The organism is Escherichia sp. F1 (genome assembly GCF_046764225.1).
GTDB lineage: Bacteria > Pseudomonadota > Gammaproteobacteria > Enterobacterales > Enterobacteriaceae > Escherichia > Escherichia coli.
In genome coordinates, this window is record NZ_CP177202.1 from 1,429,303 (window position 1) to 1,452,529 (window position 23,227).

Consider the following 23,227-nt stretch of genomic DNA (forward strand, 5'->3'; position numbering starts at 1 on the left):
AATTGCAGATAGCAAAAAAGCGCCTTTAGGGCGCTTTTTTACATTGGTGGGTCGTGCAGGATTCGAACCTGCGACCAATTGATTAAAAGTCAACTGCTCTACCAACTGAGCTAACGACCCGAAGTGGTGGGTGATGACGGGATCGAACCGCCGACCCCCTCCTTGTAAGGGAGGTGCTCTCCCAGCTGAGCTAATCACCCACTTCGGTACTTCACATTTTTACAAGAAATTTAGCTGGCGAGAAAGTGGTGGGTGATGACGGGATCGAACCGCCGACCCCCTCCTTGTAAGGGAGGTGCTCTCCCAGCTGAGCTAATCACCCACTTCTCAATTTCTTGCTACACGGCGGAGACTACATAAAGTAGTTGGTGGGTGATGACGGGATCGAACCGCCGACCCCCTCCTTGTAAGGGAGGTGCTCTCCCAGCTGAGCTAATCACCCCCGCTGTGTGGAGTCGCATTATAGGGAGAGTTCAAAATGAGTCAACGCATTTTCTAAAGAAATTGTTCGTTCGTCGTAAATTTAAGCAAGATGATCGCAAAACAGACCGTGTTGCGCAATTTGTCAACGAAAACAATAATGCGTAAGGTTGCAACCCGAACTACATTGAGGAATCAGGCGGGAGTGATAGAATATCGCCCACTCAATTTTTCCAGGATTTGCCGGTTGTCGGCATCTTTCTAAACGTAAGGCCATTTCATGAAAATCAAAACTCGCTTCGCGCCAAGCCCAACAGGCTATCTGCACGTTGGCGGCGCGCGTACTGCTCTTTACTCCTGGCTTTTTGCACGTAACCACGGCGGTGAGTTCGTGCTGCGTATTGAAGACACCGATCTTGAGCGTTCCACGCCGGAAGCTATCGAAGCCATTATGGATGGCATGAACTGGCTGAGCCTGGAGTGGGATGAAGGTCCGTACTACCAGACCAAACGTTTTGATCGCTACAACGCGGTGATCGATCAGATGCTGGAAGAGGGCACTGCTTATAAATGCTATTGCTCTAAAGAGCGCCTGGAAGCGCTGCGCGAAGAGCAAATGGCGAAAGGTGAGAAGCCGCGTTATGACGGTCGCTGCCGCCACAGCCATGAGCATCATGCTGATGATGAACCGTGTGTTGTACGTTTTGCTAACCCGCAGGAAGGTTCTGTTGTTTTTGACGATCAGATCCGTGGTCCGATCGAATTCAGCAACCAGGAGCTGGATGATCTGATTATCCGTCGTACCGATGGTTCTCCAACCTATAACTTCTGTGTGGTGGTTGACGACTGGGATATGGAAATCACCCACGTTATCCGTGGCGAAGACCATATCAACAACACGCCACGCCAGATCAACATTCTTAAAGCACTGAAAGCGCCGGTACCGGTTTACGCGCACGTTTCTATGATCAACGGCGATGACGGCAAAAAACTGTCCAAACGTCACGGGGCGGTCAGCGTAATGCAGTATCGTGATGACGGTTATTTGCCAGAAGCACTTCTGAACTATCTGGTGCGTCTGGGCTGGTCCCACGGCGATCAGGAAATCTTCACTCGTGAAGAGATGATCAAATACTTCACCCTGAATGCCGTCAGCAAATCTGCCAGTGCGTTCAACACCGACAAGCTGCTGTGGCTGAACCATCACTACATTAACGCGCTGCCGCCGGAGTATGTTGCTACTCACTTACAGTGGCACATTGAGCAGGAAAATATCGATACCCGTAACGGCCCGCAGCTGGCTGATCTGGTGAAACTACTGGGTGAACGCTGCAAGACGCTGAAAGAGATGGCACAGAGCTGCCGCTATTTCTACGAAGATTTTGCTGAGTTCGATGCCGACGCCGCGAAAAAACATCTGCGCCCGGTAGCGCGTCAGCCGCTGGAAGTGGTTCGTGACAAACTGGCCGCGATTACTGACTGGACCGCTGAAAACGTTCACCACGCTATTCAGGCGACGGCGGATGAGCTGGAAGTGGGTATGGGTAAAGTTGGTATGCCGCTGCGTGTCGCCGTTACCGGTGCGGGGCAGTCTCCGGCGCTGGACGTTACTGTTCACGCAATCGGTAAGACCCGCAGTATCGAGCGTATCAACAAAGCGCTGGCTTTTATTGCTGAACGTGAAAATCAGCAGTAATTAGCGCATAAAAGATAAACGGCAGGAGAGATACCCCTGCCGTTTTTTATTTATCCGGTGCGCCGTAAAACCCCGTCCTTCAGGGCGGGGATATAAGGCGCGGTTTTCCACCTGACCAGGTGTTTGCTGTTGTTCAATGTATTGGCGGATGACGGATATCGGCGCACCTCCGCAGCTACTGGCAAAATAGCCAGGACTCCACAAAACGCCTTTGTAGTAATACCTGACTGCAATATCTGGTCGATCTCGTCGCAGTCACCTACCCGATACGCCTTTGAGGCTGTTTACCAGACTGGATATCGCCAGTTTGGGAGGATAGTTAATTAACAAATGGACGTGATCTGGTTCGCCATCCATTTCAACCAGTTCAGCTTCAAAATCAGCACATACATTTGAAAAGTAAGTGCGTAGTTTTTCTGTCGCGTCATGGTCAAAAATCTGACGTCGGTATTTGGTGACAAAGACCTGGTGAACATGCATCAGGAAAACACAATGCCTTCCACGCCGGATATCGGTTTCTTTTCTCACAGACCAAAGTATCATTTGGCCTGTGAAACGACTACAGGCATTTAAATTCCAGTTAAGACCCGGTGGTCAACAGGAGCGTGAAATGAGGCGCTTCGCAGGCGCATGTCGTTTCGTTTTCAATCGTGCTCTGGCGCTTCAGAATGAGAATCATGAGGCCGGTAATAAATACATCCCTTACGGGAAAATGGCTTCCTGGCTGGTTGAGTGGAAAAATGCCACTGAAACGCAATGGCTTAAAGATGCCCCGTCACAGCCATTGCAACAGTCACTGAAAGACCTTGAGCGGGCTTACAAAAACTTCTTCCAGAAGCGGGCTGCTTTTCCCCGATTCAAAAAGCGGGGACAGAATGATGCATTCCGCTACCCGCAGGGCGTTAAGCTCGATCAGGAAAACAGCCGTATTTTTCTGCCGAAACTTGGCTGGATGCGCTACCGGAATAGCCGTCAGGTCACGGGTGTTGTGAAAAATGTCACTGTCAGCCAGTCCTGCGGTAAGTGGTACATCAGTATTCAGACAGAAAATGAAGTATCAACTCCGGTTCACCCTTCAGCATCAATGATCGGGCTGGATGCTGGCGTGGCTAAACTCGCCACGCTGTCAGATGGCACAGTCTTTGAGCCTGTAAACAGTTTGCAGAAAAACCAGAAGAAGCTGGCGAGACTTCAGCGACAGTTAAGCCGCAGGGTCAAATTCAGCAACAACTGGCAGAAGCAGAAACGCAAAATACAGTGTCTGCATTCCTGTATCGCAAATATCCGCAGGGACTACCTTCACAAAGTCACAACGACCGTCAGCAAAAACCACGCAATGATAGTCATTGAGGATTTGAAGGTCAGCAACATGTCAAAGTCAGCAGCGGGTACGGTCAGCCAGCCGGGGCGCAATGTCCGGGCAAAATCAGGTTTAAACCGTTCGATACTGGATCAGGGCTGGTATGAAATGCGCCGCCAGCTTGAGTACAAGCAGCTCTGGGGTGGTGGTCAGGTGCTTGCTGTTCCGCCAGCGTACACAAGCCAGCGTTGCGCGTGCTGTGGTCATACAGCGAAAGAAAATCGTCTGTCACAAAGTAAATTCAGATGCCAGGTATGTGGATACACAGCGAACGCCGATGTAAACGGCGCTCGTAACATTTTAGCGGCGGGGCACGCCGTTCTTGCCTGTGGAGAGATGGTGCAGTCAGGCCGCCCGTTGAAGCAGGAACCCACCGAAATGATTCAGGCGACAGCCTGAACGTAGCAGGGATCCTCGTCATTCAGGGCGTGGAGGATGTCAAGCTGATTCATCTATGTCGAGACGAGCAAGGAAATTACGAATTCCTTCGCGTGACAAAAATTGCGCAACTTTTTCCTGCTCGCTGTGAGTCATGTTGTCTATTGCGCTGATGATTTGCCGATAAGCAGGAGTGCGAATCCCCGGTGCGTATTCGGCAAGGGGTTCTTCGGCTTCCAGAAGCATCGGAGTGTTATGGAAGGCTGGCGTGTTCTGAATAAACTCGCAAACTTGCGTATCGACCAGAATAAGTCTGGCACGACCGCCTTTCACGCCAGGAAATTTTTCCGTTTTCCAGCCTTTTTCTCTGATCCAACGGTTAACAGTTTGTTTAGCCACACCGAGGCATTCAGCCAGTTCTTCGGTGGTCATTTTATTGCGTAATCTTTTCATATTATTTGCTATCGCGAATCCCTAAGCGTTGTAATAATCCGATAATCCCTTCCCGCAGAAGCAAGGATGTAAACTGTTTTTGTTCAACTGGCGTCATCTCTTTCGCCAGTGTCACCAGCAACACTTCAAGCGGCGCATCACTAGACAGGGCAGGCGCTTCTCCCTGACCTTCTGGACGTTCAGCATTGCGAATATATTCACGAACCTGTTCATTGACGTGAACCAGTCGGGCTTTGCCACCCTGGACGCCAGGTTTTGGTGACGTTGTCCAGCCTTCCTTGCGTACCCATTTATTAATGGTCTGGCGGCTATAGCCGGTCAGTCTGGCAAGTTCATCTGGCGTCATCCTCTCCTTGAACATAACAATTCCCTGAATGTATGTGGGTCTATTAGTAGTTCATTTTATAACACCACTTTACAGGAAACCGTGACATGAATAACTACTGAATGCGAGCGGTTTTCCAAAATTGTTCATTTGCCTGATTTTTCAGCGATTGAAACTACACGCTGCAATTTGCCGTTGACACATTCGGGCGGAATTCATATGATGCCGCCCGTCAACTCGACAAGCTTTACGTAACGGGGCTATAGCTCAGCTGGGAGAGCGCTTGCATGGCATGCAAGAGGTCAGCGGTTCGATCCCGCTTAGCTCCACCAAATTTTGCACCCAGCAAAATTGGTACGTAAACGCCTCGTGGGGCTATAGCTCAGCTGGGAGAGCGCTTGCATGGCATGCAAGAGGTCAGCGGTTCGATCCCGCTTAGCTCCACCAAATTTCAAACCCTCGCTGTAAAGCGGGGGTTTTTTGTCTCTGCTTTTTGCCGCTTTTGTAATACAGTCTACGTCCGGGTTAGCGCCGCCTGGTGAAAACATCATTGGATGAAAAATCGGCAACAGGCTGGCCTCTGTTTGCTTCGCGATGCGAATAAACTTATTATTTGTGTGCCTGAAAACCCCGATCAGTGAGAGTAGTGTACTCATGTTTGTGGAGCATAACCTGATAAAAAATATCAAGATATTCACACTAGCGTTTACGCTCACCGTGGTACTTATTCAGCTATCCCGTTTTATTTCGCCACTTGCCATTATCCATTCCAGTTATATCTTTCTGGCGTGGATGCCACTGTGCGTAATGCTGTCAATCTTGTTTATCTTTGGCTGGCGCGGTGTCGTTCCCGTTTTATGCGGGATGTTTTGCACCAATCTGTGGAACTTTCATCTCTCTTTTTTACAGACCGCGGTCATGCTCGGCAGCCAGACGTTTGTTGTGTTGTGTGCCTGCGCAATATTACGCTGGCAGCTGGGGACGCGTTGGCGTTATGGATTGACCAGCCGATATGTCTGGCAACGTCTTTTCTGGCTTGGTTTGGTGACGCCGATCGGCATCAAATGCAGCATGTATCTTGTGGGGAGCTTTTTTGATTTCCCGCTAAAGATATCCACCTTTTTCGGCGATGCGGATGCCATTTTCACAGTCGTTGATTTACTAAGCCTTTTCACCGCTGTGCTGATTTACAACATGCTTTTCTACTATCTCACTCGCATGATTGTAAGTCCCCACTTTGCGCAGATATTGTGGCGCAGGGATATCGCTCCGTCGTTGAGCAAAGAGAAACGCGCATTTACCTTAAGCTGGCTGGCAGCTCTTAGCGTGCTGCTACTTCTGATGTGCACACCGTATGAGAATGACTTTATTGCCGGTTACCTGGTACCTGTTTTCTTCATTATCTTTACCCTCGGTGTCGGTAAGCTTCGCTATCCGTTTTTAAATCTCACCTGGGCTGTTTCAACGCTTTGCCTTCTGAATTACAACCAGAACTTTTTGCAAGGGGTACTAACCGAATATTCGCTGGCATTTATTCTCGCGGTGCTGATTTCCTTTAGCGTTTGCCTGCTCTATATGGTGCGCATTTATCATCGCAGTGAATGGCTTAATCGCCGCTGGCATTTGCAGGCGCTGACCGATCCGTTAACGCTCCTACCCAACTTTCGTGCGTTGGAGCAAGCGCCGGAGCAAGAGGCGGGCAAGAGTTTTTGCTGCCTGCGCATTGATAATCTTGAGTTTATGAGTCGTCATTACGGCTTAATGATGCGCGTTCACTGTATCCGCTCAATTTACCGTACGCTGCTGCCGTTGATGCAGGAAAACGAAAAGTTGTATCAATTGCCGGGTAGTGAACTGCTGTTAGTGCTGAGTGGACCGGAAACGGAAGGGCGACTCCAGCATATGGTTAACATCCTGAATAGTCGGCAAATTCACTGGAACAATACCGGGCTGGATATGGGCTATGGTGCTGCCTGGGGGCGTTTTGATGGAAATCAGGAAACCCTGCAACCCTTGTTGGGGCAGTTAAGCTGGCTGGCGGAGCAATCCTGCGCACATCACCATGTGCTGGCGCTGGATAGCAGAGAGGAGATGGTTTCCGGGCAGACCACTAAACAGGTGCTATTGCTGAATACCATTCGCACGGCGTTAGATCAGGGGGATTTGCTGCTCTACGCCCAGCCAATTCGCAACAAAGAGGGTGAAGGTTATGATGAAATCCTCGCGCGACTGAAATATGACGGCGGCATTATGACCCCGGATAAGTTTCTGCCCCTTATTGCTCAGTTTAACCTTAGCGCGCGTTTTGATTTGCAAGTGCTGGAATCCTTGTTGAAGTGGCTGGCAACACATCCTTGCGACAAAAAAGGCCCGCGCTTTTCAGTCAATTTAATGCCGCTCACGCTGCTGCAAAAGAATATTGCCGGGCGGATTATTCGTCTGTTTAAGCGTTATAACATCTCCCCGCAGGCGGTCATTCTTGAGATCACCGAGGAGCAGGCGTTTTCTAACGCAGAAAGCAGCATGTACAACATCGAGCAGCTGCATAAGTTTGGTTTCCGGATTGCGATTGATGACTTTGGCACCGGCTATGCCAACTACGAACGGTTAAAGCGTTTGCAGGCTGATATCATCAAAATTGATGGCGTCTTTGTGAAAGATATTGTCACGAATACGCTGGATGCGATGATTGTGAGATCAATTACCGATCTGGCGAAAGCGAAGTCATTGAGTGTGGTCGCGGAGTTTGTCGAGACGCAACAGCAGCAGGCGCTATTGCATAAGCTCGGGGTGCAATATCTGCAAGGGTATTTGATTGGTCGCCCGCAGCCATTAGCTGATTAACAGGCGTAAAAAAACCGGGGAATTATCCCCGGCTTTTTTATGTATGGTCTTACAGCACCAGTGCTGCGATTGACGCAGACAGCACACTCACCAGGGTAGAGCCGTAAACCAGCTTCAGACCGAAGCGAGAAACCACGTTACCTTGCTCTTCATTCAGGCCTTTAACTGCACCTGCGATAATCCCGATTGAAGAGAAGTTAGCGAAGGAAACCAGGAACACAGAGATGATGCCTTCAGCACGCGGAGAGAGTGTAGAGGCAATTTTCTGCAGATCCATCATCGCAACGAACTCGTTGGAAACCAGTTTGGTCGCCATGATACTGCCCACTTGCAGTGCTTCACTGGAAGGAACACCCATCACCCATGCAATCGGATAGAAGATGTAGCCCAGGATGCCCTGGAAGGAGATGCTGTAGCCAAACCAGCCAGTCACGGTAGCAAACAGTGCGTTCAGCGCGGCGATCAGGGCGATAAAGCCGATCAGCATCGCGGCAACGATAATGGCGACTTTGAAACCTGCCAGAATGTATTCACCCAGCATTTCGAAGAAGCTCTGACCTTCGTGTAGGTTGGACATCTGAATGTTTTCTTCACTGGCATCAACACGGTAAGGGTTGATCAGCGACAGCACGATAAAGGTGCTGAACATGTTCAGTACCAGCGCCGCAACGACGTATTTCGGCTCCAGCATGGTCATGTATGCACCAACGATGGACATCGACACGGTGGACATCGCCGTTGCTGCCATGGTGTACATACGATTACGGGAGATTTTGCCGAGGATATCTTTATAGGCAATAAAGTTTTCAGACTGACCCAGAATCAGGGAGCTGACGGCGTTAAAGGATTCCAGTTTGCCCATGCCGTTGACTTTGGAGAGCAGGAAACCAATTGCGCGGATAATCACCGGCAACACGCGAATGTGCTGGAGAATACCGATCAGTGCAGAGATAAAGACGATTGGGCACAGCACTTTCAGGAAGAAGAATGCCAGGCCTTGATCATTCATGCTACCAAAGACGAAGTTAGTCCCTTCGTTGGCAAATCCGAGCAGTTTTTCGAACATTTCGGAGAAGCCTTTCACGAAGCCTAAACCAACGTCGGAGTTCAGGAAGAACCACGCCAGTAACACTTCGATAACAAGCAGTTGAATAACATAACGGATACGAATTTTTTTGCGGTCGCTGCTTACCAGCAGTGCGAGAATCGCAACAACGGCAAGTGCCAGTACAAAATGAAGGACGCGGTCCATATTTGCTCCAAATATGAGGCAGGTTAAATTTCCGTGCACATTCTATGTAACATGGTTAAGGAAAACGAGATCTGACACACACTATAATGACGTCCTGTGACCAGCTTCAAAAATAGTGAGCTGTCATACATTTCTGCTATGTTGTGTATGGAAGCTGAAAGTTATGTAAATGTGCTAACATTAAACATAACCATAACATTCAAGTCATCAATCTTTTCGTAGTCATAATCCTGGTCTATCAGAGAAATCACCACAACCCATTTAAATGAATTTGATAATCATTCTCGTTTGGCATAGCATGAAACATAGCAAAGGCTATGTTTTAGAGGCACAAGATGACGAACTATCGCGTTGAGAGTAGCAGCGGACGGGCGGCGCGCAAGATGAGGCTCGCATTAATGGGACCTGCGTTCATTGCGGCGATTGGTTATATCGATCCCGGTAACTTTGCGACCAATATTCAGGCGGGTGCCAGCTTCGGCTATCAGCTACTGTGGGTTGTCGTTTGGGCCAACCTGATGGCGATGCTGATTCAGATCCTCTCTGCCAAACTGGGGATTGCCACCGGTAAAAATCTGGCGGAGCAGATTCGTGATCACTATCCGCGTCCCGTAGTGTGGTTCTATTGGGTTCAGGCAGAAATTATTGCGATGGCAACCGACCTGGCGGAATTTATTGGTGCGGCGATCGGTTTTAAACTCATTCTTGGTGTTTCGTTGTTGCAGGGCGCGGTGCTGACGGGTATCGCGACATTCCTGATTTTAATGCTGCAACGTCGCGGGCAAAAACCGCTGGAGAAAGTGATAGGCGGGTTACTGTTGTTTGTTGCCGCGGCTTACATTGTCGAGTTGATTTTCTCCCAGCCTAACCTGGCGCAGCTGGGTAAAGGAATGGTGATCCCGAGTTTACCTACTTCGGAGGCGGTCTTCCTGGCAGCAGGCGTGTTGGGGGCGACGATTATGCCGCATGTGATTTATTTGCACTCTTCGCTCACTCAGCATTTACATGGCGGTTCGCGTCAACAACGTTATTCCGCCACCAAATGGGATGTGGCTATCGCCATGACTATTGCCGGTTTTGTCAATCTGGCGATGATGGCTACAGCTGCGGCGGCGTTCCACTTTTCTGGTCATACCGGTGTTGCCGATCTTGATGAGGCTTATCTGACGCTGCAACCGTTGTTAAGCCATGCTGCGGCAACGGTCTTTGGATTAAGCCTGGTTGCTGCCGGACTGTCCTCAACGGTGGTGGGGACACTGGCGGGGCAGGTGGTGATGCAGGGCTTCATTCGCTTTCATATCCCGCTGTGGGTGCGTCGTACAGTCACCATGCTGCCGTCATTTATTGTCATTCTGATGGGATTAGATCCGACACGGATTCTGGTTATGAGTCAGGTGCTGTTAAGTTTTGGTATCGCCCTGGCGCTGGTTCCACTGCTGATTTTCACCAGTGACAGCAAGTTGATGGGCGATCTGGTGAACAGCAAACGCGTAAAACAGACAGGCTGGGTGATTGTGGTGCTGGTAGTGGCTCTGAATATCTGGTTGTTAGTGGGTACGGCGCTGGGGCTATAGTTCAACTGGCGTCGTACCAGGCATCACTGGCGGATGCGGCGTAAAACGCCTTATCCGCCCTATGCGTTAAAGAGACGGTTTGTAGGTCTGATAAGACGCGCTAGCGTCGCATCAGGCATTGTGCTCCATTGGCGAATGTGTTTAATGGCGGTGTCCATGTCCGCGGCCTTTTCCACGATGATCGTCACGATCGCGCCAGCCTTCACGATAGCCACGCTCATACGCTTTACGCTTATCCCAGCCACGATGGTAGCCATTATCATGACGCCACCAGCGGTTCTTACGCCATTCATAATTGCGATGCCAGTAGTCACGGTCGCGCCAGTGACCACCGTCCCAGTAATTACCGTAATGATCGCGATCGCCAATTTGTAATTTGATTGATGGCAGTAGGGTGATTTCACCTGCGTTTGCCGCAAGCGGGGTAAATGCCATCAGGGCGGCCGCCAGAAACAGTGACCTGAACATTGTTATTCTCCTTCACGATCGAAGCCGTCAGCGGCCTGTTAACGCAATATTACGGGGAGGTAAAGCCCCGTATCATCGCCATAACTCTTAAATCATAAAGGAGAGCATTTTTTGCTAAACGTTATCGTGGGGTGGCTGTTGCTTCGGACGATTGACCATCATCATCGGCTTACCTGCTAATAACAGCCATGCCGGAAGCATGACGATACAGAGCAGCGGTAGCAATGTGGTATTGGGTACAACGACTGCCGCCATAAAAAGACTTAACCAGCCATCGCGTGTTACCACCAGCACGATGCCGAGAATAGCGCAGGAAACGGTTATTGCCGCTGGAACGGCGGGAACGTGCTCATGCAGCATCAACCCTAATGCCACCCCGACAAACACTGCCGGGAAGATTCGCCCACCGCGAAAGCCACTGGCGGCAGCAACGACCAGGGCGGCAAGTTTAATTACTGCCAGCAAAAAGTAATCGCTGGTGCTGAAAGCCTGATTTGCCACCATCTGCTGCATCTCATCCAGCCCTTTAAACAGCGAAACTGGTCCACCCATAACCCCCAGAATACCGAGAATAAATCCGCCAATACCCAGCACGAGCACCGGATTTTTCATTTGATGCATCATCGCGTGCAACCGTGGTAAGCACCATACGGCGACCATCCCTGCTGCGATGGCAATCGCCGCGACAATTGCACCGCTGAGAATATCGGTCATTTCCATTTTTCCGTAATGCGCAATGGGCAGTGAAAAATGGGGATGGAAAAATAATCCGGTAGTAAGTGCACCAGCTGCTGCCGCCATTAACGGCGCAAAAAGACGATCCCATAGCGGAACTTCACTACTACCATTTAAGGTTTGCGAAAATATCAACGCCGCCGCAACAGGTGTGCCAAACAGTGCGCCGATGGTGCCGGCAGAGGCTAAAATAGTCCACTCCATTCGGTTGACGCGCGGTAACAGACGAGCGCCAATGGCAACCGCAAGGGCGATATTGACGGTCATGATCGGATGTTCCGGCCCCAGGCTGACGCCGCCAGCAAGACCGAGAATTAATGCTACGATAAGTCCAGGTAGCGCAGAGGGCGGAACCGGTGCGCCGATCAGCGGTTCACAGGCGGGGTCTGGTCCAGCATGCCCCTGGCTGAAACGGATAACCAACCCCACCGCAATACCTGTTAGCGTTAATATGGCGATGATCCAGAAAGGTGAATCCTGAGCTATCCCCAGAGTTCCCGGCAGTCGTTGCCAGAGCAAATTCTGTAATACCGAGGCGATTTTCATCACCACAATCAGAATAAGACTGGACGCAATCCCAATTGCCACGGCGGGGAGCGATAATAACAACATGGTTCTGGCTCGCGGATGGAGCATGTTCTATTCCTTATGCGGGGTCAGATACTTAGTTTGCCCAGCTTGCAAAAAGGCATCGCTGCAATTGGTGCTGAAACGATAAAGTAATTGTGTGACCCAGATCGATATTTACAGGGAGCCTGCCTTTCCGGCGTTGTTGTTATGCCCCCAGGTATTTACAGTGTGAGAAAGAATTATTTTGACTTTAGCGGAGCAGTTGAAGAATGACAAAGTATGCATTAGTCGGTGATGTGGGCGGCACCAACGCACGTCTTGCTCTGTGTGATATTGCCAGTGGTGAAATCTCGCAGGCTAAGACCTATTCAGGGCTTGATTACCCCAGCCTCGAAGCGGTCATTCGCGTTTATCTTGAAGAACATAAGGTCGAGGTGAAAGACGGCTGTATTGCCATCGCTTGCCCAATTACCGGTGACTGGGTGGCAATGACCAACCATACCTGGGCGTTCTCAATTGCCGAAATGAAAAAGAATCTCGGTTTTAGCCATCTGGAAATTATTAACGATTTTACCGCTGTATCGATGGCGATCCCGATGCTGAAAAAAGAGCATCTGATTCAGTTTGGTGGCGCAGAACCGGTCGAAGGTAAGCCTATTGCGGTTTACGGTGCCGGAACGGGGCTTGGGGTTGCGCATCTGGTCCATGTCGATAAGCGTTGGGTAAGCTTGCCAGGCGAAGGCGGTCACGTTGATTTTGCGCCGAATAGTGAAGAAGAGGCCATTATCCTCGAAATACTGCGTGCAGAAATTGGTCATGTTTCGGCAGAGCGCGTGCTTTCTGGCCCAGGACTGGTGAATTTGTATCGCGCAATTGTTAAAGCCGACAACCGCCTGCCAGAAAATCTCAAGCCAAAAGATATTACCGAACGCGCGCTGGCTGACAGCTGCACCGATTGCCGCCGTGCGTTGTCGCTGTTTTGCGTCATTATGGGCCGTTTTGGCGGCAATCTGGCGCTCAATCTCGGGACATTTGGCGGCGTGTTTATTGCGGGTGGTATCGTGCCACGTTTCCTTGAGTTCTTCAAAGCCTCCGGTTTCCGTGCCGCATTTGAAGATAAAGGGCGCTTTAAAGAATATGTCCATGATATTCCGGTGTATCTCATCGTCCATGACAATCCGGGCCTTCTTGGTTCCGGTGCACATTTACGCCAGACCTTAGGTCACATTCTGTAAATCCTTCCTGTTATATCGGGAGGTAACTCTCCCGATAATCTTTTAAATCATACAGTTAATTCAATTTTCCTTTGTGTCCCCTCACAAGGCCGACCTGCGTCACACTTCCGTACAGCGGGATTAATTCTCCAGTAAATGCATTATTTGTCTGGTAACGGCGATTTGTTTTGCACGTTCATAATTTCACTCGTCAACTATCACTGAACGAGGAATTAACGATGAGTAAGAAACTGATTGCTTTATGTGCCTGCCCGATGGGTCTGGCTCACACCTTTATGGCAGCCCAGGCGCTGGAAGAAGCGGCGGTGGAAGCAGGCTATGAAGTGAAAATTGAAACTCAGGGCGCGGACGGCATCCAGAATCGCCTGACCGCGCAGGATATCGCCGAAGCGACCATCATCATCCACTCCGTGGCGGTTACCCCGGAAGATAACGAACGTTTCGAATCACGCGACGTTTATGAAATCACTTTGCAGGACGCAATTAAAAACGCTGCGGGCATCATCAAAGAAATCGAAGAGATGATTGCCTCTGAACAACAGTAATATTCGACAGGGATAATTGTTATGGCCATTAAAAAACGCAGTGCAACCTTTGTGCCTGGCGCATCCGGTGCGGCAGCGGCAGTTAAGAATCCGCAGGCCTCTAAAAGCAGCTTCTGGGGTGAACTCCCGCAGCATGTGATGTCAGGGATTTCACGCATGGTGCCGACCTTAATTATGGGCGGTGTGATCCTCGCTTTCAGCCAGCTTATTGCTTATAGCTGGCTTAAAATTCCTGCTGATATCGGCATCATGGATGCTCTTAATAGCGGGAAATTCTCCGGTTTCGACCTTTCCTTACTGAAATTTGCCTGGCTGTCGCAGTCCTTCGGCGGCGTGTTGTTTGGTTTCGCCATTCCGATGTTTGCCGCTTTTGTGGCGAACTCTATCGGCGGCAAACTGGCGTTCCCGGCTGGTTTTATTGGCGGCTTGATGTCTACCCAGCCGACGCAACTGCTGAACTTCGATCCCAGCACTATGCAATGGGCGACCTCTTCGCCGGTGCCGTCCACCTTCATTGGTGCGCTGATTATTTCTATCGTTGCCGGTTACCTTGTGAAATGGATGAACCAGAAAATCCAGTTACCGGATTTCCTGTTAGCGTTCAAAACCACTTTTTTGCTACCGATTCTTTCCGCCATTTTTGTCATGCTGGCGATGTACTACGTCATCACCCCCTTTGGCGGCTGGATCAACGGCGGTATCCGTACCGTGCTGACTGCCGCAGGTGAGAAGGGCGCGCTAATGTATGCGATGGGGATCGCCGCGGCGACAGCAATCGACCTTGGTGGCCCGATCAACAAAGCCGCAGGTTTCGTTGCCTTCAGCTTTACCACGGACCACGTATTACCGGTCACCGCACGTTCTATCGCTATCGTTATTCCGCCGATTGGTCTGGGTCTGGCGACCATTATTGACCGTCGTTTAACCGGCAAACGCCTGTTCAACGCTCAGCTTTATCCGCAGGGTAAAACCGCCATGTTCCTTGCCTTTATGGGGATCAGTGAAGGTGCGATTCCGTTTGCGCTGGAAAGCCCCATCACCGCCATTCCGTCGTATATGGTCGGCGCGATTGTCGGCTCAACCGCTGCAGTCTGGCTGGGCGCAGTGCAATGGTTCCCGGAGTCCGCTATCTGGGCATGGCCGCTGGTCACTAACCTCGGCGTCTACATGGCGGGGATCGCGCTGGGGGCAGTCATTACTGCGCTGATGGTGGTGTTCCTGCGTCTGATGATGTTCCGTAAAGGCAAATTGTTAATCGATAGCCTGTAAGAAGGAAAATCCAGATGACATTACTCGCTTCGCTGCGCGACTGGCTTAAGGCGCAACAACTGGATGCGGTGCTTCTCTCCTCACGGCAGAACAAACAGCCGCATCTGGGGATCTCCACCGGATCAGGCTATGTGCTGATTAGCCGTGAAAGTGCGCACATTCTGGTGGACTCGCGCTATTACGCGGATGTCGAAGCCCGCACGCAAGGTTACCAGCTGCATTTGCTTGACGCGACGCACAAGCTTACAACCATCGCCAGGCAAATCATTGCCGATGAGCAGTTGCAAACGCTCGGTTTTGAGGGCCAGCAGGTGAGTTGGGAAACCGTGCACCGCTGGCAGTCTGAACTCAATGCGAAACTGGTTAGCGCCACGCCGGATGTGCTGCGGCAAATCAAAACGCCAGAGGAGGTGGAGAAAATCCGCCTCGCCTGTGGGATTGCCGATCGTGGTGCGGAGCATATTCGCCGCTTTATTCAGGCGGGGATGAGCGAATGCGAGATAGCCGCTGAACTGGAGTGGTTTATGCGCCAGCAGGGCGCAGAAAAAGCCTCTTTTGACACCATTGTCGCCAGCGGCTGGCGTGGGGCGCTGCCGCACGGTAAAGCCAGCGACAAGATTGTTGCGGCGGGCGAGTTTGTCACTCTTGATTTTGGTGCGCTCTATCAGGGGTACTGCTCTGATATGACGCGCACCTTGCTGGTGAATGGCGAAGGGGTGAGCGCCGAATCTCACCCGCTGTTTAACGTCTATCAAATTGTCCTGCAGGCACAGCTCGCAGCAATCTCCGCGATTCGCCCCGGCGTGCGCTGCCAGCAGGTTGACGACGCCGCGCGCCGGGTGATTACCGAGGCTGGATTTGGTGACAATTTCGGTCATAACACCGGTCATGCTATCGGTATTGAAGTCCATGAGGATCCGCGTTTTTCACCGCGGGACACCACGACGCTACAGCCAGGCATGTTACTGACCGTGGAGCCGGGGATTTATTTGCCAGGGCAAGGGGGCGTGCGCATCGAGGATGTTGTGCTGGTCACCCCGCAAGGCGCAGAAGTGCTCTACGCCATGCCGAAAACAGTGTTGCTCACGGGAGAGGCATAATGGATTTATCGTTATTAAAAGCGTTGAGCGAGGCAGATGCGATCGCCTCCTCGGAACAGGAAGTGCGGCAGATCCTGCTGGAAGAAGCGGATCGCCTGCAAAAAGAAGTGCGATTTGACGGCCTGGGATCGGTGCTGATCCGCCTCAATGAATCGACAGGTCCGAAGGTGATGATCTGTGCGCATATGGATGAAGTGGGATTTATGGTGCGCAGCATCTCCCGCGAAGGGGCGATCGATGTGTTGCCGGTTGGCAATGTACGCATGGCTGCCCGCCAGCTTCAGTCGGTGCGTATCACTACCCGTGAAGAGTGCAAAATTCCAGGCCTGCTTGACGGCGACCGGCAGGGGAATGACGTCAGCGCCATGCGCGTGGACATTGGTGCGCGCTCGTATGACGAAGTGATGCAGGCGGGAATTCGTCCAGGCGATCGCGTCACCTTTGATACAACTTTTCAGGTTCTCCCTCACCAGCGGGTGATGGGGAAAGCCTTTGATGATCGCCTCGGTTGCTATCTGCTGGTGACGTTACTACGTGAGCTGCACGACGCCGAACTGCCTGCGGAGGTGTGGCTGGTGGCCAGCTCCAGCGAAGAGGTGGGATTACGCGGCGGGCAAACCGCTACCCGTGCGGTTTCACCGGACGTTGCGATTGTGCTGGATACCGCCTGCTGGGCGAAAAACTTTGATTATGGCGCGGCTAACCATCGCCAGATTGGTAACGGCCCGATGCTGGTATTAAGCGACAAGTCGCTGATTGCGCCGCCAAAACTTACCGCGTGGATTGAAACCGTGGCGGCAGAAATTGGCGTGCCGTTACAGGCAGATATGTTCAGCAACGGCGGCACGGACGGTGGAGCGGTGCATTTAACTGGCACCGGCGTACCCACGGTGGTGATGGGGCCAGCGACGCGCCACGGACATTGTGCGGCATCGATTGCCGATTGCCGCGACATTTTGCAGATGCAGCAACTTTTATCTGCCCTTATTCAACGTCTTACCCGTGAGACGGTTGTTCAACTGACGGATTTCAGATGATCTCCTGATTAACCCGGAGCGGTTATGTTAACGATTCAATTTCTCTGTCCTTTGCCTAACGGTATTCATGCTCGTCCGGCGTGGGAACTTAAAGAACAGTGCAGCCAGTGGCAAAGCGAAATCACTTTTATTAACCATCGCCAGAACGCAAAGGCCGATGCCAAAAGTTCGCTGGCGCTGATTGGTACCGGCACTTTATTTAATGACAGTTGCAGCCTGAACATTAGCGGCAGCGATGAAGAGCAGGCGCGGCGCGTGCTGGAAGAGTACATCCAGGTGCGCTTTATCGACAGCGACAGCGTCCAGCCAACGCAGGCAGAACTGACGGCGCATCCGCTGCCGCGTTCATTAAGCCGTCTGAATCCTGATTTATTGTACGGCAATGTGCTGGCAAGCGGCGTCGGCGTGGGTACGCTGATCCTGTTACAGAGCGACAGCCTCGACAGTTACCGGGCGATCCCCGCCAGTGCGCAAGATTCCACCCGGCTGGAGCACAGCCTGGCAACGCTTGCCGAGCAACTGAACCAGCAGCTGCGTGAGCGTGACGGCGAAAGCAAAACTATCCTCAGCGCCCATTTGTCGCTGATTCAGGATGATGAATTTGCAGGCAATATCCGTCGCCTTATGGCAGAACAGCATCAGGGACTGGGGGCGGCGATCATCAGCAATATGGAGCAGGTTTGCGCCAAACTATCTGCTTCTGCCAGCGATTATCTGCGCGAGCGGGTCAGCGACATTCGCGATATCAGCGAACAGTTGCTGCATATCACCTGGCCGGAACTGAAGCCGCGCAACAATCTGGTGCTGGAAAAACCGACTATTCTGGTGGCCGAGGATTTAACCCCAAGCCAGTTTTTGAGCCTCGATTTAAAAAATCTTGCGGGCATGATTCTGGAGAAAACCGGGCGCACCTCGCATACCCTGATTCTGGCCCGCGCCTCGGCGATCCCGGTACTAAGTGGCTTGCCGCTGGATGCGATCGCGCGCTATGCCGGGCAACCGGCAGTGCTTGACGCCCAGTGCGGCGTGCTGGCGATTAATCCTGATGACGCGGTGAGCGGTTATTATCAGGTTGCGCAGACGCTGGCAGATAAACGTCAGCAGCAGCAGGCGCAGGCTGCCGCGCAGCTGGCCTATTCCCGTGATAACAAGCGCATTGATATCGCGGCGAATATTGGCACCGCTCTGGAAGCGCCTGGCGCGTTTGCCAACGGCGCGGAAGGCGTCGGGCTGTTCCGTACCGAAATGCTCTATATGGATCGCGACAGCGCGCCGGACGAGCAGGAGCAATTTGAAGCCTACCAGCAGGTGCTACTGGCAGCGGGCGACAAGCCGATTATCTTCCGCACGATGGACATCGGCGGCGATAAAAGCATTCCTTATCTCAACATTCCCCAGGAAGAGAACCCGTTCCTCGGCTATCGCGCGGTACGTATTTACCCGGAATTTGCTGGCCTGTTCCGCACTCAACTGCGGGCCATTTTGCGCGCCGCCAGTTTCGGCAACGCCCAGTTGATGATCCCAATGGTTCACAGCCTCGATCAGATCTTATGGGTGAAGGGCGAGATCCAAAAAGCGATCGTTGAGCTTAAGCGCGATGGCCTGCGTCATGCAGAGACGATTACGCTGGGTATCATGGTGGAAGTGCCGTCGGTGTGCTACATCATCGACCACTTCTGCGATGAGGTCGATTTCTTCAGTATCGGTTCTAACGATATGACCCAGTATCTGTATGCGGTCGATCGTAATAACCCGCGCGTATCGCCGCTGTATAACCCGATTACGCCATCGTTCCTGCGCATGTTGCAGCAGATTATTACCACTGCGCATCAGCGCGGAAAATGGGTAGGTATTTGCGGTGAACTGGGCGGTGAAAGTCGTTATCTGCCGCTACTGCTTGGGCTGGGCCTGGATGAGCTGAGTATGAGTAGCCCGCGCATTCCGGCGGTGAGAAGCCAGCTTCGTCAACTGGATAGCGAGGCGTGTCGGGAACTGGCGCGTCAGGCGTGTGAATGTCGCAGCGCGCAGGAGATTGAAGCGTTACTCACCGCCTTTACGCCGGAAGAAGACGTTCGCCCGCTGCTGGCGCTGGAGAATATCTTCGTTGATCAGGCCTTTAGCAATAAAGAGCAGGCGATCCAGTTCCTGTGCGGTAACCTCGGCGTTAACGGGCGCACTGAACATCCGTTCGAGCTGGAAGAGGATGTCTGGCAACGGGAAGAGATTGTTACCACCGGCGTTGGTTTTGGCGTAGCGATCCCGCACACCAAATCTCAGTGGATCCGTCATTCCAGTATCAGCATTGCCCGGCTGGTGAAACCGGTTGACTGGCAGTCAGAAATGGGCGAAGTCGAACTGGTGATCATGCTGACGTTGGGTGCTAACGAAGGGATGAACCATGTGAAAGTCTTCTCGCAGCTGGCGCGCAAACTGGTGAATAAAAACTTCCGCCAGTCGCTGTTCGCCGCGCAAGATGCACAAAGCATCCTGACGCTGCTGGAAACAGAATTAACCTTCTGACGTTAGCCCTGAAAACGGGCGCTGTACTCTCCTGGCGTCAGGCCAAACTGACGCCGGAAGACGCGACAAAAATAGTCGCTGTCCGGAAAGCCGCAACGCTGCGCCACTTCATGAATCGACAGATGATATTTCTGCAAAATCATCCTCGCCTTCGCCATTCGCACCCAACGCACATATTCGATAAAACGCATTGTTCCATGCTGCGCAAACAGTTTTGACAGATGATTGGGCGTGATATTAAAAAACAGCGCCACGCTCTCACGGGTGAGCGGCTGGGCATAATTATCCTGAACCCAGTTACAAATGCTGTGATAAAGAAAATCGCCGCGCGGCTGCGAATTACCCGGCGGCATATTCACCACGTTGCGGCAAAGATGCAGCAAACTTAACACCAGCGGCTGAATGATATTCTGCTCCAGCGGCGAACGGCTAAGATGGGTGAGGGCAGTAAGCATTGCTTCACCTTCGCCGCGTTGCAGGCTGGGAAGTTGGATCTGGCGAGCAGGATGCAACAACGACGTGGTACGGCTATCGTAAAACGATAACCCAAGCCAGGTCGGTGCGAACACCAGGCTTAACAGCATCACCGGTTTGTTGTTGATCGGTAAATTAGCCGCGCGCGCTGGAATAAACAGCATTTCTCCTTCAACCATACGTTGCTGCTTTGCTTCCAGCAGATTGCCGTATTCGCCGCGCAGCACGATATCCAGACGGGGAAAATCAATACATAAACTGCCCACCGGTAACGAGGCAGGCTGGCTGGCAAACCAGACGCGCCCCAGTAGTTGCGGGTTAAGCACCAGGCCGCTGAACAGATCGGCGAAAAATTGTTGATCGGCGGGCAAGCCTGGTGCTTTCATGAAAGTTCCCGATTAAAGATGCATTAACTGGCGGAATTCTTTAACTTTGCTGCGGCTGACTGGCACTTCAAAATCCAGATCTTTCAGCCGCAGAATATAGGTGTTATTAAACCACGGTTCGATCTCGCGGATTTTGTTCAGATTGACACAAAATGAGCGATGGCAGCGGAAAAAATGCGATGGCGGCAGCTTGCTGCAAAACTCGGTAATGTTCATCGGCATTACGTAGGATTCACGCCGCGTATAGACAAAGGTCATTTTCTCGTGCGCTTCGGCGTAATAGATATCGTTAATTGGCGTGACGATTATTCGCTCATCTTTCACCAGATTAATGGTGTCATTCTCACGCGTTACCGTCGTGGCAGGCGTACTGCTGGTCTGCTGTTGCTGCCAGGCCGCTTCCAGTTTTTGCAGCATCCCGGTAATGCGTGACTCCTGATACGGTTTGAGAATGTAGTCAAACGCTTCCAGTTCAAACGCTTCTACCGCATGTTCTTTCCACGCGGTGATGAACACAATAAACGGTTTATGGGCGAACTGGCTGATGTTTTGCGCCAGCAACACACCGTCCAGCGACGGAATATTGATATCCAGAAAAATGGCGTCGACGCGGTTATGCTGCAAAAACTTCAACACGTCCAGACCGTCGTCAAAGGTGCCGACAATCTCCATCTGGCTGTGCTCTTTAATTAGCCAGCTCAGTTCCTGTTGTGCCAGGAATTCGTCTTCAACAATGATGACTTTCACAATATCACTCCGGCTCAAAGCAATAACGTAGCCTGTGAGGCGACAGGGGTGCGTTGGTTAGGAATGTAAAACGCAATTTCCGTTCCTGGTTCCAGACGGCGGATATGCAGTCCCTCGCCATACAATAACTTCACGCGATGATGGACATTCAGCAGGCCAATTTTATTGCCCGGCATTTCGTTCGCTTCGACCCGCTCAATGACTTTTGGATCGATGCCGTGCCCGGTATCCCGCACCGCAATGCGTACCCGATTACCGCACTCTGCAACGCTGATGGTGACAACGCCTTTACCTTTGCAAGGCTGAATACCGTGGACAATGGCGTTCTCCACCAACGGTTGGATCAGCAGGCTGGGAATGCAGCAATTCACCTCTTCATCAATATCATAGATAACCGTCAGCTTGTCGCCAAAGCGGGCCTGCTCAATGGCAATATAGTCTTTAATTTGATACAGCTCTTTTTTGATATCGATTTGCTCATCGTCTTTTAATTCAATGTTATAGCGTAGATAACGCGACAGATTAAAGATCAGCTGGCGAGCGGTATCCGGATTCAGACGGATCGACGATGAAATAGCGTTCAAAGCGTTAAACAGGAAATGGGGATTAATTTTGCTTTGCAGGGCGCGAAGCTCTGCCTTATTTGCCATTTCACGTAGCTGCTCGGCGCGTGAAACCTCCAGTTGCGTGGAGATGATTTGCGACAGACCGACCGCCATTTCCTGTAATGATGACGTAATCTGATGCGCGTGGCAGTAGTAAATTTTCAGTGTTCCGGTCACAACGCCTTTCTCCCACAATGGGATCACCAGCATGGAATGAATCTCTGGTGTGCGGTGGGCTTCATCATTGTTTTTAATGATGATTTTTCCGTAATTCATCGCCTGTCGGGTAGTCGGGCTAATGAAGTCATCGCCATTCTGATAGTTGTGTTCACCCACGCCAACATAGGCCAGCACATGATCGGTATTGGTAATCGCCACCGCATCGGCATGAATATCATCGCGGATAATTTCACAAACTTTGCGTAATGACTCGCTATTGACATGGCGAAACAGCGGCAGCGTTTTGTTGGCGATATCCAGCGCCAGCTTGGCCTGCCGCGCGGCGCTGGCCTCTTTTTCGCCCTCAACGCTTTGCACCAGCAGCACAATAAAGCCGATACAGACGCTACCGAGGATCATTGGAATCCCGATTTTAGAGACGATATCGATCCCCAACGCGGTAGTTGGTGCCCAGACAATCACCAGAATCATGGTCAACGTTTCACATAACATGCCGCCGAGAATACCGACGCGCCAGCGCTGTGCTTTGGGGATTTTCAGGTTGATCCAGCCCGATATACAACCCGCCAGAATGCTGGTGATAAAGCAGGGGATCGCCGTCACGCCGCCGATATCAATTAAATACCGGTGAATACCTGCGATCACGCCGGTAATAATGCCTACCCACGGGCCAAAAAGAATCCCGCCTGACATCACCGCGATAATACGTACGTTCACCAGCGAGCCTTCTACGGGAACGCCGGACCAGGTGCTGAACAGGGCGAACAGCGAGAAAATGGCGGTAACGGCGAGCAGCTCTTTCGGTGAGTGTGCCGACTTGTGCAACAGTTCGCGAAACAGGCGGATACGGATGAGAAAGAACAGGCAGATAAGCATTAACGCTGCCCGATCGAAGACCGCCAGCAGCATGTTGAATATTTCGTGCACGGGTGACTCTGAATAAGGATTAAACCTCTATGATAGGTAACCTGAAGGCTGATGACCAGCAGGCCGTTTTTGAGGAAAAACCACAATTTTAAAAGGGGATTGATAGATAAATGGTGTATTAGCAATG

General features: G+C 51.6%; 19 protein-coding genes, 6 tRNA genes and 1 pseudogene. 13 read left to right on the top strand and 13 right to left on the bottom strand.

Features of this window, described 5'->3' with window-relative positions; all coding sequences use genetic code 11:
* Positions 1-44 precede the first annotated feature (44 nt).
* From ACK8NJ_RS06795 to ACK8NJ_RS06810, 4 genes are all read right to left on the bottom strand, one after another.
* Positions 45-120 (bottom strand) — tRNA-Lys (locus tag ACK8NJ_RS06795).
* A 4-nt stretch (positions 121-124) separates the two neighbouring features.
* Positions 125-200: transfer RNA gene (locus ACK8NJ_RS06800), tRNA-Val, on the bottom strand.
* 46 nt (positions 201-246) lie between these two features.
* Positions 247-322, bottom strand: a tRNA-Val gene (locus ACK8NJ_RS06805).
* Positions 323-366: 44 nt separating this feature from the next.
* Positions 367-442, bottom strand: a tRNA-Val gene (locus tag ACK8NJ_RS06810).
* Between the two features lie 258 nt (positions 443-700).
* Here ACK8NJ_RS06810 and gltX point away from each other — a divergent pair.
* A complete protein-coding gene (gene gltX, locus ACK8NJ_RS06815; protein ID WP_000695653.1) occupies positions 701-2,116 on the top strand; it encodes a glutamate--tRNA ligase in 1,416 nt (471 codons plus the stop codon).
* Positions 2,117-2,233: 117 nt separating this feature from the next.
* On the opposite strand, the pseudogene tnpA reads toward gltX, so the two are convergent.
* Positions 2,234-2,659 (bottom strand): annotated as a pseudogene (gene tnpA / locus ACK8NJ_RS06820) (IS200/IS605 family transposase); the annotation flags it as partial.
* Positions 2,660-2,666: 7 nt separating this feature from the next.
* Here tnpA and ACK8NJ_RS06825 point away from each other — a divergent pair.
* Positions 2,667-3,875: an RNA-guided endonuclease InsQ/TnpB family protein gene (locus ACK8NJ_RS06825; RefSeq protein WP_024211273.1), complete on the top strand. Its 1,209-nt coding sequence runs from the start codon at positions 2,667-2,669 to the stop codon at positions 3,873-3,875.
* Between the two features lie 39 nt (positions 3,876-3,914).
* On the opposite strand, the gene ACK8NJ_RS06830 is transcribed toward ACK8NJ_RS06825, so the two are convergent.
* A complete protein-coding gene (locus ACK8NJ_RS06830) occupies positions 3,915-4,307 on the bottom strand; it encodes a MerR family transcriptional regulator (RefSeq protein WP_000826499.1) in 393 nt (130 codons plus the stop codon).
* Between the two features lies 1 nt (position 4,308).
* Entirely contained in the window at positions 4,309-4,668 is a 360-nt protein-coding gene (locus ACK8NJ_RS06835; protein ID WP_000472024.1) for a YfeC-like transcriptional regulator, read from the bottom strand.
* Positions 4,669-4,888: 220 nt separating this feature from the next.
* Between ACK8NJ_RS06835 and ACK8NJ_RS06840 the strand changes: the two genes are divergently transcribed.
* The 3 genes from ACK8NJ_RS06840 to ACK8NJ_RS06850 all read left to right on the top strand — a co-directional run bounded on the left by ACK8NJ_RS06840 (position 4,889) and on the right by ACK8NJ_RS06850 (position 7,476).
* Positions 4,889-4,964, top strand: a tRNA-Ala gene (locus ACK8NJ_RS06840).
* A 39-nt stretch (positions 4,965-5,003) separates the two neighbouring features.
* Positions 5,004-5,079: transfer RNA gene (locus tag ACK8NJ_RS06845), tRNA-Ala, on the top strand.
* A gap of 207 nt (positions 5,080-5,286) precedes the next feature.
* Positions 5,287-7,476 (top strand): bifunctional diguanylate cyclase/phosphodiesterase, encoded by a 2,190-nt coding sequence (locus ACK8NJ_RS06850; protein ID WP_001308827.1) that lies wholly within the window; start codon positions 5,287-5,289, stop codon positions 7,474-7,476.
* 49 nt (positions 7,477-7,525) lie between these two features.
* On the opposite strand, the gene nupC is transcribed toward ACK8NJ_RS06850, so the two are convergent.
* Positions 7,526-8,728: a nucleoside permease NupC gene (gene nupC, locus ACK8NJ_RS06855; protein WP_000376337.1), complete on the bottom strand. Its 1,203-nt coding sequence runs from the start codon at positions 8,726-8,728 to the stop codon at positions 7,526-7,528.
* Between the two features lie 298 nt (positions 8,729-9,026).
* Here nupC and ACK8NJ_RS23860 point away from each other — a divergent pair, with 298 nt between their 5' ends.
* Together ACK8NJ_RS23860 and ACK8NJ_RS06860 are read left to right on the top strand one after the other, a co-directional pair.
* Positions 9,027-9,083, top strand: coding sequence for a hypothetical protein (locus tag ACK8NJ_RS23860; RefSeq protein ID WP_418134935.1), 57 nt, complete (start codon positions 9,027-9,029; stop codon positions 9,081-9,083).
* Positions 9,064-10,302, top strand: a complete 1,239-nt coding sequence (locus ACK8NJ_RS06860; RefSeq protein ID WP_000186369.1) for an Nramp family divalent metal transporter — start codon at positions 9,064-9,066, stop codon at positions 10,300-10,302. Before ACK8NJ_RS23860 ends, ACK8NJ_RS06860 begins: the two co-directional genes overlap by 20 nt.
* 141 nt (positions 10,303-10,443) lie before the next feature.
* On the opposite strand, the gene ypeC is transcribed toward ACK8NJ_RS06860, so the two are convergent.
* Together ypeC and ACK8NJ_RS06870 are read right to left on the bottom strand one after the other, a co-directional pair.
* Positions 10,444-10,770 carry a DUF2502 domain-containing protein YpeC gene (gene ypeC, locus ACK8NJ_RS06865; RefSeq protein ID WP_000490072.1) on the bottom strand — a complete coding sequence of 109 codons (327 nt, stop codon included), beginning with the start codon at positions 10,768-10,770 and terminating at the stop codon, positions 10,444-10,446.
* A gap of 114 nt (positions 10,771-10,884) precedes the next feature.
* Positions 10,885-12,141, bottom strand: a complete 1,257-nt coding sequence (locus ACK8NJ_RS06870; protein ID WP_061300831.1) for an ion channel protein — start codon at positions 12,139-12,141, stop codon at positions 10,885-10,887.
* Between the two features lie 203 nt (positions 12,142-12,344).
* Between ACK8NJ_RS06870 and glk the strand changes: the two genes are divergently transcribed.
* From glk to ptsP, 6 genes are all read left to right on the top strand, one after another.
* The gene (glk, locus tag ACK8NJ_RS06875; RefSeq protein WP_000170346.1) at positions 12,345-13,310 is read left to right on the top strand and encodes a glucokinase; all 966 of its coding nucleotides are present in this window, start codon (positions 12,345-12,347) and stop codon (positions 13,308-13,310) included.
* A 218-nt stretch (positions 13,311-13,528) separates the two neighbouring features.
* Positions 13,529-13,855, top strand: coding sequence for a PTS fructose transporter subunit IIB (locus ACK8NJ_RS06880; RefSeq protein ID WP_000038456.1), 327 nt, complete (start codon positions 13,529-13,531; stop codon positions 13,853-13,855).
* A gap of 21 nt (positions 13,856-13,876) precedes the next feature.
* The gene (locus ACK8NJ_RS06885) at positions 13,877-15,124 is read left to right on the top strand and encodes a PTS fructose transporter subunit IIC (RefSeq protein ID WP_411962282.1); all 1,248 of its coding nucleotides are present in this window, start codon (positions 13,877-13,879) and stop codon (positions 15,122-15,124) included.
* Between the two features lie 14 nt (positions 15,125-15,138).
* Positions 15,139-16,224 (top strand): aminopeptidase, encoded by a 1,086-nt coding sequence (gene ypdF, locus ACK8NJ_RS06890; protein WP_001600263.1) that lies wholly within the window; start codon positions 15,139-15,141, stop codon positions 16,222-16,224.
* Complete coding sequence (gene ypdE / locus ACK8NJ_RS06895; protein WP_000366061.1) at positions 16,224-17,261, top strand: aminopeptidase; 1,038 nt, start codon at positions 16,224-16,226, stop codon at positions 17,259-17,261. The genes ypdF and ypdE overlap by 1 nt, the downstream gene beginning before the upstream one ends.
* Before the next feature lie 24 nt (positions 17,262-17,285).
* The gene (ptsP, locus tag ACK8NJ_RS06900) at positions 17,286-19,781 is read left to right on the top strand and encodes a phosphoenolpyruvate--protein phosphotransferase (RefSeq protein WP_411962283.1); all 2,496 of its coding nucleotides are present in this window, start codon (positions 17,286-17,288) and stop codon (positions 19,779-19,781) included.
* A gap of 2 nt (positions 19,782-19,783) precedes the next feature.
* Here the strand turns inward: ptsP and ACK8NJ_RS06905 are convergent, their stop codons facing one another.
* The 3 genes from ACK8NJ_RS06905 to ypdA are packed head-to-tail and all read right to left on the bottom strand — an operon-like array spanning position 19,784 to position 23,100.
* Entirely contained in the window at positions 19,784-20,641 is an 858-nt protein-coding gene (locus tag ACK8NJ_RS06905; protein ID WP_000646842.1) for an AraC family transcriptional regulator, read from the bottom strand.
* 12 nt (positions 20,642-20,653) lie between these two features.
* A complete protein-coding gene (ypdB, locus tag ACK8NJ_RS06910; protein ID WP_001298580.1) occupies positions 20,654-21,388 on the bottom strand; it encodes a two-component system response regulator YpdB in 735 nt (244 codons plus the stop codon).
* Positions 21,389-21,402: 14 nt separating this feature from the next.
* Positions 21,403-23,100: a two-component system sensor histidine kinase YpdA gene (gene ypdA / locus ACK8NJ_RS06915; protein WP_000544359.1), complete on the bottom strand. Its 1,698-nt coding sequence runs from the start codon at positions 23,098-23,100 to the stop codon at positions 21,403-21,405.
* Positions 23,101-23,227 lie beyond the last annotated feature (127 nt).